The sequence below is a fragment of the Streptomyces sp. NPDC087310 genome (genome assembly GCF_044744405.1).
Lineage (GTDB): Bacteria > Actinomycetota > Actinomycetes > Streptomycetales > Streptomycetaceae > Streptomyces.
Genome location: NZ_JBIUYF010000001.1, coordinates 399,421 through 410,001 on the forward strand (window position 1 = coordinate 399,421; position 10,581 = coordinate 410,001).

The following is a 10,581-nucleotide window of genomic DNA, read 5'->3' on the forward strand; positions in this document are numbered from 1 at the left end:
GTAACCACCGTGAACGAGGAGGAAGCGGGCGGTGACCCGCCGCTCCTCCGGCATGCTGGGAGCGGGTTCGCCCCCGGATGTCGCTTCCGGAGTCCTTCGTGGAATCCAGGTATGTCTCCTTCTTCTGTGCTCGGCCGCGCGGAGGGTGAGGCCCTATACGGCCCCGCGGTAGTCCATGAACGGGGGGCGTTCCTCGGCAGGCCGGGCGAGCCAGTCGTTGACCACCCGCGCGGTCACCGTCGCGAACTTGTCCAGCATCGTCAGATGGTTTCCCGGTACGTCGGCCAAGGTGAGCGCCGAGGAGCTGTTCCAGGTGAACATCCAGTCCTCGTGGGCCACCGGGTCACCCATCCGTTCCGTCGCCCGGATCTGGAGCGTCGGGATGTCCAGGTGGTCCGGGGACCACCACGGGAACGACCTGTAGTGGGCCATGGCGGAGATCCAACTGTCGTCGCCGTTGTCGCCGGCCTGCCTGATGTTCTCGAACAGTGCCGCCAGCAGCGCGTTCGAATCCTCCTCGAAGGTGGTGAGGTCCTCCTGGGAGACGGTGTCGAACAGGGTGATGCCCACCGGGGTCACTCCCCTGCGCACCAGCTCGGCGGCGACCCAGTGCGCGATCATTCCGCCGCTGGACGCCCCGCCCAGGGCGAATTCCTCGCCCGCCGGGTTGTCCCGGACGATCGCCTCGGCGTACGCGGCGGTCATCGTGTCCAGATCCCGTGGCAGTGCCTCACCGGCGTGGAAGCCGGGCAGCTTCAGCAGTGACACCTCCCGGCTGCCCTGGAAGGCCCACGCCAGCCGCACGTACGCCAGTTCGTCCGGGGCCATGAACGGCGGGAACAGGTACAGCTTCGGCTTCTGGTCTCCGGTGGCGACGCGTTTGGGCGGCCGGATCGCCGCACCGGCGGTGTCGGCACCGAAGGTCGGCCGGAACCTCGCGAGGTTCTCCACCGATTCCAGGAACACGGCGCCCGCGCCCTCGGCCTCGGCGCGCATGTACATCTCGGCGAGGTCCGACAGCCGGACGATGTCCGTGGAAGCGGCCTCGGCGGGGCTCGCGGTGGCGAGTCCGTCGAGGATGTGCGCGGTCAGCGCGGCCGCGTTCGGATGGTCGAAGATCAGCGTCGCCGGGAGCCTCAGCCCGGTCGCGGTGGTGAGCCGGTTACGCAGTTCGACCGCCGTCAGCGAGTCGAAGCCCAGATCGCGGAAGGCCGCGTCGGCGTCGACCCCGTCGGCCGCGGCGTGGCCCAGGACCGTGGCGGCGTGGGTGCGCACCAGGTCCAGCACCGCGGTGTGGCGCTCCTCGACCGGCAACGCGGTCAGCTCGCCCCCACCGGCGGCGGCCTTCGCTGCTGCGCGGCGTGCCGGGCCGCCCGCCAACCCGCGCAGCAGCGGTGAGACAGCCCCGGCCGCGCGCATACCGGCCACATCCAGCCGCGCCGCCACCACCAGCGACCTGTCCACATGGCGTGCGGCATCGAACAGCGCCAGCCCCTGCTCGTCGGAGAGGGCCCGCATCCCGGCACGCGCCAGCCGGGCCAGGTCCGCCTCGGCCAGCCCGCCGGACATCCCGGAGCGCTGCTCCCACAGACCCCAGGCGAGTGACCGGCCCACGAGCCCGGCCGAACCGCGCTGCACCATCAGGGCGTCCAGCGCGGCGTTGGCCGCGGCGTAGCTCCCCTGGCCCGGAGAGCCCAGCGTGGCCGCCGCCGAGGAGTACACCATGAACATGCCGAGGTCCCGATCCCGGGTCAGGTCGTGCAGGTGCCATGCCGCGTCCACCTTCGCCCGCAGTACGGCGGACAGCCGCTCAGCGGTCAGGGACTCCACCGTCGCGTCGTCCAGCACCCCTGCGGCGTGCACCACACCCGAGACGGGGTGCTCGGCCGGCACCGTGTCCAGCGCCGCGGCCAGCGCGTCGCGATCGGACACATCACAGGCCCGGACGGACACCCGGTCGCCCAGTTCGGCGGCCAGTTCGGCGGCCCCCGGCGCGTCCGTACCGCGCCGGGACAGCAACAGCAGGTGCTCGACTCCGGAAGCGGTCACCAGATGCCGGGCCAGCGACGCGCCCAAGCCGCCGGTCCCGCCGGTGATCACCACCGTGCCCCGCGGATCCAGGTCCGGTGGCGCGGCCACCGGTCCGGTGGCCCTGACCAGACGTCGTACGGACAACTGGCCTGCTCGCAGTGCGAGTTCGGGTTCGCCGCTGCCCATGGCCGCAGGCAGCACGGCATCGAGCAGCACACCATCGGCCTCGGTGTCGGCGTCGAGGTCCAGGAGGACGAACCGTCCGGGGTGCTCCGCCTGCGCCGAACGCACCAGGCCGGTCACCGCGGCGGCGGCCAGATCGCTGCCGTCGAGCGCGCCCCGGGTGAGCAGCAGCAGCCGGGATCCGGAGGTGTCCGGGTCGGCCAGCCACTCCTGCAGCCGGTCCAGCACCGTCGCCGTCACCGTGTGCACCGCCTTCGGGCTCTCACCGGTGCCGGCCGGGACGTGGGCCACCACCACCGAGGGCCTGTCGACACCGACCTGCTCGTACCAGGCCCAGTCCACCGCTTCGGTGGTGGTCGGCTCGGTGAGGGGTTCCCAGTCCACTCCGAACAAGGACCGCGCCGTCTCCCCCGCCGCTGACGAAGCCGGATCGGTGGTGACCGGTCGCAGCATCAGCGACTCGGCGCTGAACACCGGCTGCCCGGCCGGATCGAACGCCGCGACCGCGAGCCCGCCGTCCTCACGATGCGACAGGCGCACGCGCGCCACCGTCGCGCCCGTCGCGTACAACTGCACGCCACTCCATGCGAACGGCAACCTCACGCCGCTGTCGCCGGCCTGGTTCGAGGCCGTCAGTCCGACGGGATGCAGAGCCGCGTCCAGCAACGCCGGATGTATCCCGAAGCCCTTCACCTCGGTCTGCTCGGGCAACGCCACCTCGGCGAAGACATCGGTACCGGACTCCCAAACTGCACGGACACCCTGGAACACCGGCCCATAGCCGTAACCATCCTCAGCCATGCGCTCGTACACACCGTCCACCGGCACCGACCGCGCACCGGACGGGGGCCAGGCACCGGTCCACACCGGAGCGGTGGCGGCCTGCGCGCTCAGCACACCATCGGCATGCTGAACCCACTCATCCTCATCGTCCTTGCGGGAGAAGATCCCCACACCTCGACGCCCGTGATCGTCGAGCTCGGCGACCCGCACCTGGACCTGGACGCCAAGCTTCTCGGGGAGCAGCAGCGGGGCCTGGAGAGTCAGTTCCTCCAGCACCGGAGCACCCGTGCGATCACCGGCGTGTACGGCCAGGTCCACAAAGGCCGTGCCCGGCAGGAGCACGGAGCCCAGCACCGCGTGGTCGGCCAGCCACGGGTACGCGGACAGCGACAACCGTCCGGTCAGAGCCACTTCGTCCCCACCGGCCAGCGTCACGACCGCACCGAGCAGCGGGTGACCGGACTCGCCCTGCCCCAGCTCCCGCACATCACCTGCCCGGCGGGTCGTCGAAGGCCAGAACCGCCGGCGTTGGAACGCGTACGTCGGCAACGGCACCGTGCCGGAACTCCGAGCGCCGAGGAGCGCGGTCCAGTCCACGGTGGAGCCATGGGCGTGTATCCCGGCGAGCGCGGTGAGCAGTGTCTCCGGCTCGTCGCGTTCCGCCCGCAGCGCCGGAAGCCACACACCACTGTCCACCGTGGCCATCGAGGTCAACGTCCCGGCAGGTCCGGCCTCGAAGAACAGGTCGGCCCCGCTCTCGCGCAGGCCCTGGATCGCGTCGTGGTAGCGCACGGTGTCGCGGACGTGTCGTACCCAGTGAGCCGGATCTGTCACATCGGCGTCGGGGGTGCCCGACACCACCGGGATCCGCGGCTCATTCCAGGCGACCCGCTCCAACACCTGCCTGAACGGTTCCAGCATGGGTTCCATCAGCGGCGAGTGGAAGGCGTGACTGACCCGTAGCCGCCGCGCCTTGCCGCCCTGCTCTCGCCACCGTTCCGCCAGTTGCTCCACCATGTCCTCGGCGCCGGAGATCACCGTGGACTCCGGGCCGTTGACCGCGGCCAGCCCCACGGTGGCGTGCTCACCGATCAGTTCCAGCGCCTCGGCCTCACCCGCCGACAACGCCGCCATGGCGCCGCCGGTGGGCAGCTCCTGCATGAGCCGGCCTCGCGCGGCGACCACGGCGGCCGCGTCCGCCAGACTCCACACGCCCGCCACATGCGCGGCACTGAGCTCACCGATCGAATGACCGGCCACCCACTCCGGTACGACACCCCACGACGAGGTCAGGCGGTAGAGCGCCACCTGCACCGCGAACAACCCGGCCTGGGTGAACACCGTCTCATCGAGCAGATCCGAGTCGTTGTCGATCACGTCACGGATCGGACGCGGCAGATGCCGGTCCAGCTCCGTACACACCTCGTCAAAGGCTTCGGCGAACACCGGGAAGGCCGCCGACAGTTGTGAGCCCATGCCGAGGCGCTGACTGCCTTGCCCGGAGAACACCACCGCCAGCCGACCGGAGCCCGGCGATCCGCTCACCACACCGGAGCCGGCCCGGCCCTTCGCCAACGCCTGGGCCCCCTCGGCGAGCGTCTGCCGGTCCCGGCCGAGCACCACGGCCCGGTGCTCGAACGCCGACCGGGTCGTGACCAGCGCCCGCCCGACCAGCACCGGGTCGGTCTCCGGCCGGTCAGCGGCCCAGTGGCCCAACCTGGCCGCCTGCTCCCGCAACGCCTGCGCCGACCTGGCCGATACCGGCCAGGGCACCAGACCGCCCAGGACGTCGGGCGCCGTCGCCGATACCAGCTCGGGCTCGGATTCGGGTTCTTCGAGGATCACATGGGCGTTCGTGCCGGAGATGCCGAAGGACGACACCCCGGCCCGTCGTGGACGGCCTTCGGACTCCCACGGCACGGCCTCGGTCAGCAGCCGCACCGCTCCGGCCGACCAGTCCACGTGCGACGACGGCGCGTCCACGTGCAGCGTACGCGGCAGGACCCCGTGGCGCATCGCCAGCACCATCTTGATGATCCCGGCCACGCCGGCGGCGGACTGCGTATGACCGATGTTCGACTTCACCGACCCCAGCCACAGGGGTTTGTCCTCCGGCCGGTCCTGACCGTAGGTCGCCAGAAGGGCCTGCGCCTCGATCGGATCGCCCAGGCGGGTCCCGGTGCCGTGGGCCTCCACCACATCGACCTCATCCGGGGACAGTCGGGCGTTGGCCAGGGCCGCACGAATCACGCGCTGCTGCGAAGGACCGTTCGGCGCCGTCAGACCGTTCGACGCACCATCCTGGTTCACCGCACTGCCACGCAGCACCGCCAGGACCTGGTGCCCATTGCGCCGCGCGTCCGACAGCCGCTCCAGCACCAGCACCCCGGCGCCCTCACCCCAGCCGGTGCCATCCGCGGCATCCGCGAACGGCTTGCACCGGCCGTCAGCAGCCAGACCGCCCTGACGGGAGAACTCCGCGAACACACCGGGGGTGGACAACACCGTGACACCGCCGGCCAGCGCCAATGAGCACTCACCGGACCGCAACGCCTGAGCGGCCAGATGCGCCGCCACCAGCGAAGACGAACAGGCCGTGTCGATCGAGACCGCAGGCCCTTCCAGGCCCAGCGCGTACGACACCCGGCCAGAGGCCACACTCGCCGCACTGCCGGTCAGTACGTGCCCATCGACATCGTCCGAAGAGGCCGCGAGCGCCGAGCCGTACTCCGACCCGCCGACACCGACATACACGCCGGTGTCCGAGCCCCGCAGCCCAACCGGGTCGATCCCGGCCCGTTCCAGCGCTTCCCATGCTGTCTCCAGCACCAGCCGTTGCTGCGGATCCATGCCGATCGCCTCACGCGGCGAAATTCCGAAGAATCCGGCATCGAAGTCCGTGACCTCGGTGACGAATCCACCGACGCGGGCGTAACCGTTCTGTTCGTCCTCCCAGCCACGGTCCTCCGGGAACGCGGCAACGGCGTCCTCGCCCGCGACGAGCATCCGCCAGAAGTCATCGGGGCTGCCCGCGTCCCCGGGGAATCGGCAGCCGATTCCCACGATCGCGACCGGTTCGTCGGCCACCGCGGCCACCACGGTCGACGCCGGTGTCGCGGCCCCGGCCTCGATACCGAGTAGTTCCGCCAGCAGGAAATCCGTCAGTGCGGCCGCGGTCGGATAGTCGAACGCCAACGTCGTCGGCAACGACAATCCGGTGAGTTCCGTCAGCCGGTTGCGCAATTCCACCGCGGTCACCGAATCGAAACCCAGCTCACGGAACGCCTGGCCGGCCCCGAGCCCCTCGGCGGTGTCGTGGCCCAGCACCGCGGCCGCGTGGGCCAGCACCATCTTTTCGAGCGTCTGCCGACGCTGCACCTCGGACATCGCCCGGAATCGGGCGGCCAGGCCACTGTCCGCGACCGGTACGGCATCCGCATCGACCTGTGCGTGCGGTATCTCCGCCAGCAAAGGACTCGGGCGAACCGATGTGAACGCCGCCGCGAACCGTGGCCAGTCCATATCCGTTACGGTCACACAGCTCTCGCCCTGGCCCACCGCCTCGACCAGCGCCCACAGGGCGCGTTGCGGATCCATCGGCCGGACCCCGCGCCGCTGCATGGCCCGGCTCTCCTCCGAGCCGGCCATCCCCGCACCGGCCCACACCCCCCAGGACACGCTCGTCACCGCATGTCCGGCAGCACGCTGCCGGGCGGCATAGGCGTCCAGGAACGCGTTGGCCGCCGCGTAAAGTCCCTGCCCGCCGCCACCCCACACACCGGCACCGGAAGCGAACAGCACGAACGCGTCCAGCGGACGGTCGGCGTCCCGCACGAGCAGCCGGTGCAGGTTCAGCGTCCCGGTCACCTTCGCCGCCAGGGCCCGTTCCACGGCCTCCGGGTCGGTCTCCGCGATCGGAGTCAGCTCGCCGATGCCGGCGGCGTGAACCACCGCGTCGATACGGCCCACCTCGGCCAGAGCCGCGGCCAGTTCGTCCCGATCGGCCACATCCACGGCCAGAACGGTGACGCGTACCCGTCCCCCGCTGCTGAGCTCTTCCACCAGTTCGGCTGCCCCGGGGGCCTGCGCGCCGCGCCGTGAGGTCAGCACGATGTGCTCGACATCCTGGTCAGCCAGCCAGCGCGCGACATGCCCGCCGATACCACCGGTGCCGCCGGTGACCAGGACGGTGCCCGAAGGCGCCCATGTCCGCCCGGATCGCGTGGTGGGGGCGGGCGTCAGGCGGCGCCCGTACACACCGCTGGCCCGCACGGCGACCTGGTCCTCACCGTCCCATCCGGCCAGCACCGCGCAGAGACGCCGGCCGATGCCCTCGTCCGGTTCGGCGAGGGGCAGATCGATCAGCCCTCCCCAGTTCCCCGGGTACTCCAGCGCCGCCACGCGGCCCAGGCCCCACGCCGCCGCCGCGTCCAGATCACCAGGGCCCTCGGGCCCGGCCGCGCCACGGGTCAGCACCCAGAGCCGCTGCGACGCGCCTGAGTCCGCGAATCCCTGGACCACCGCCAGAAGTTCCTTCACCGGCGCATCACTGGGAAGGAACACCACCCCGGCCAGGTCCACTTCGGACAGCGCGTCCCGCACGGCTTCGGCAACCGCGGCCCGATCACCGGACACGGCCACCGGAACCGGCCACGCGCCCTGGTCGGCCAGCATTCCGGCCACCTGACCGGCCCACTCGGCCACGTCCGGATCGTGCATCACCAACCACGAACCGTTCAGCCCGGACGGCCGTGCTCCCTTCAGGGAGACCCACTCCACCCGATACCGCCAGGTGTCGACGGCCTGCCTGTCCAGTTTCCCCCGGCGCCAGGCGGCCAGTGCGGGAAGCACCGGACTCACCTCGTGCTCGTCCACCCGCAGGGTGGTGGCCAGGGCCGCGCTGTCCGAGCGCTCCACCGCCTGCCAGAACTCCGCCTCGACTCCGTCGGCACCCTCCACGGCAGCCCGGCGCGTCTTCTCGGGCCAGTACCGCTCCCGCTGGAACGCGTACGTCGGCAGAGCCGCCGGGTTGGGGCTCCGGGTGCCCAGCAGGGCGGTCCAGTCCACCGTGGCCCCATGGGTGTGCAGCCCCGCGACCGCGGCCGTCACCGTCTCGGGTTCGTCACGGTCGGCCCGCAGCGCCGGGAGCCAGACACCACTGTCCGCCGTGGCCATCGCGGTCAGGGTGGCGTGCGGGCCCATTTCCAGGAACAGGCCCGCTCCCTGGTTCCGTAGCTTGAGGACCGTGTCGTGGTAGCGCACGGTGTCGCGGACGTGCCGTACCCAGTAGGCCGGGTCCGTCACATCCGCGTCCGGGGTTCCGGACACCACGGGGAACTGGGGTTCCCGCCAGGACACGCCTTCCAGAACCTGCGCGAACGACGCCAGCATGGGTTCCATCAACGGGGAGTGGAACGCGTGACTGACCCGGAGGCGTCGCGCCTTGCCACCCTGATCCCGCCACCGCTGAGCCAGCTCCTCCACGAGGCTCTCCGTACCGGAGATCACCGTGGACTCCGGGCCGTTGACCGCGGCCAGCCCCACGGTGTCGTACTCACCGATCAGCTCCAGCGCCTCGGCCTCACCCGCCGAGAGCGCCACCATCGCCCCACCGGTGGGCAGCTCCTGCATCAGCCGACCCCGAGCGGTCACCACGGTGGCCGCATCCGGCAGATCCCACACACCCGCCACATGGGCAGCGCTCAACTCGCCGATCGAATGACCGCCCACCCACTCCGGCGACACACCCCACGAAACCATCAACCGATACAGAGCCACCTGCACCGCGAACAAACCGGCCTGCGTGTAGAGAGTTTCGTCCAGCAGATCCGGCTCGCTGTCGATCACCTCGCGGATCGGACGCGGCAGATGCCGATCCAGCTCCGTACACACCTCGTCAAAGGCTTCAGCGAACACCGGGAACGCGGCCGACAACTGCGAACCCATACCGGGACGTTGACTGCCCTGCCCGGAGAACACCATCGCCGGCCGAGCTGCGCCCGCCTGCCCGGTCACCACGGCGGCGCTCGGCCGGTCCTCGGCCAGTGCGCTCATGTTGTGCACCAGAGACTGCCCGTCCCGGCCCAGGACCACTGCGCGATGCTCGAACACCGACCTGCCCGTGGCCAGCACCCGGCCCACCGCCACCGGATCGATCTCCGGCTGGTCAGTGCCCCACCGGCCCAGCCGGAGAGCCTGCTCCCGCAACGCCTCCGCCGACTTCGCCGACATCAGCCACGGCACCACAGCAGGAGCCGGCTTCTCCTCCGGCTCAACGGCCGGTGCCTTTTCGGGTTCTTCGAGGATCACGTGGGCGTTGGTGCCGGAGATACCGAAGGACGACACCCCGGCCCGGCGAGGACGGCCGTCGGCCTCCCAGGGCAGTGAGTCGGTGAGCAGCTCCACCGCTCCGGCCGACCAGTCCACCTGCGACGACGGCGCGTCCACATGCAGTGTTCGCGGCAGGACGCCGTGCCGCATCGCCAGCACCATCTTGATGATCCCGGCCACCCCGGAGGCAGCTTGGGTATGGCCGATGTTCGACTTCACCGACCCCAGCCACAGAGGTTTGTCCTCCGGCCGGTCCTGACCGTAGGTCGCCAGCAGCGCCTGCGCCTCGATCGGATCGCCGAGCCTCGTCCCCGTACCGTGCGCCTCCACCACATCGACCTCACCCGGCGACAACTGCGCGTTGGCCAAGGCCGCCCGGATCACCCGCTGTTGGGAAGGACCGTTCGGCGCGGTCAGACCGTTCGACGCACCGTCCTGGTTCACGGCACTGCCACGAATCACGGCCAGGACCTGGTGCCCGTGCCGACGGGCATCGGACAGGCGCTCCAGCACCAGAAGCCCGGCGCCCTCACCCCAGCCGGTCCCGTCCGCGGCATCGGCGAACGGCTTGCACCGGCCGTCAGCGGCCAGTCCGCCCTGCCGCGAGAACTCCGTATAGATCCCGGGGGTGGACAACACCGTGACACCGCCGGCCAGCGCCATCGAGCACTCACCGGACCGCAGCGCCTGCGCCGCCAGATGCACCGCCACCAGGGAGGAGGAGCAAGCGGTGTCCACGGTCACCGCCGGGCCTTCCAGTCCGAGCGTGTACGACACCCGGCCGGATGCCACACTGACGGCGTTGCCGGTCAGCACATGCCCATCGACCTGGTCCGAACCGGACGCGAGCAGCGCCCCGTACTCCGATCCACCAGCGCCCACGTACACGCCGGTCGAGCTGCCTCGCAGTGAGTCCGGCGCGATCCCGGCCCGCTCCAGCGCCTCCCACGCCGTCTCGAGTATCAGCCGCTGCTGTGGCTCCATCGCCACCGCTTCACGCGGCGAGATACCGAAGAAGCCCGCATCGAACCGCGTGGCCTCGGCCACGAACCCGCCTACGCGGGCGTAGCTCGCCTGATCCGGCTCGGCGTCCCAGCCCCGGTCCGTCGGCCACGGATCCATGGCGTCGCGGCCCGTGGCGACCAGGTCCCACAGCTTTTCCGGGCTGTCCGCCCCCGCCGGGAAGCGGCAGGCCATCGAGACCACGGCGATGGGCTCGCTCGCGCGGACCTGTAGCTCTTGCAGGCGGTTCTG

General features: G+C 71.0%; 1 pseudogene. It reads right to left on the reverse strand.

Features of this window, described 5'->3' with window-relative positions:
* Positions 1–153 precede the first annotated feature (153 nt).
* Positions 154–10,551, reverse strand: a pseudogene (locus tag ACIO3P_RS01650) (type I polyketide synthase); the annotation flags it as partial.
* Between the last annotated feature and the right edge of the window lie 30 nt (positions 10,552–10,581).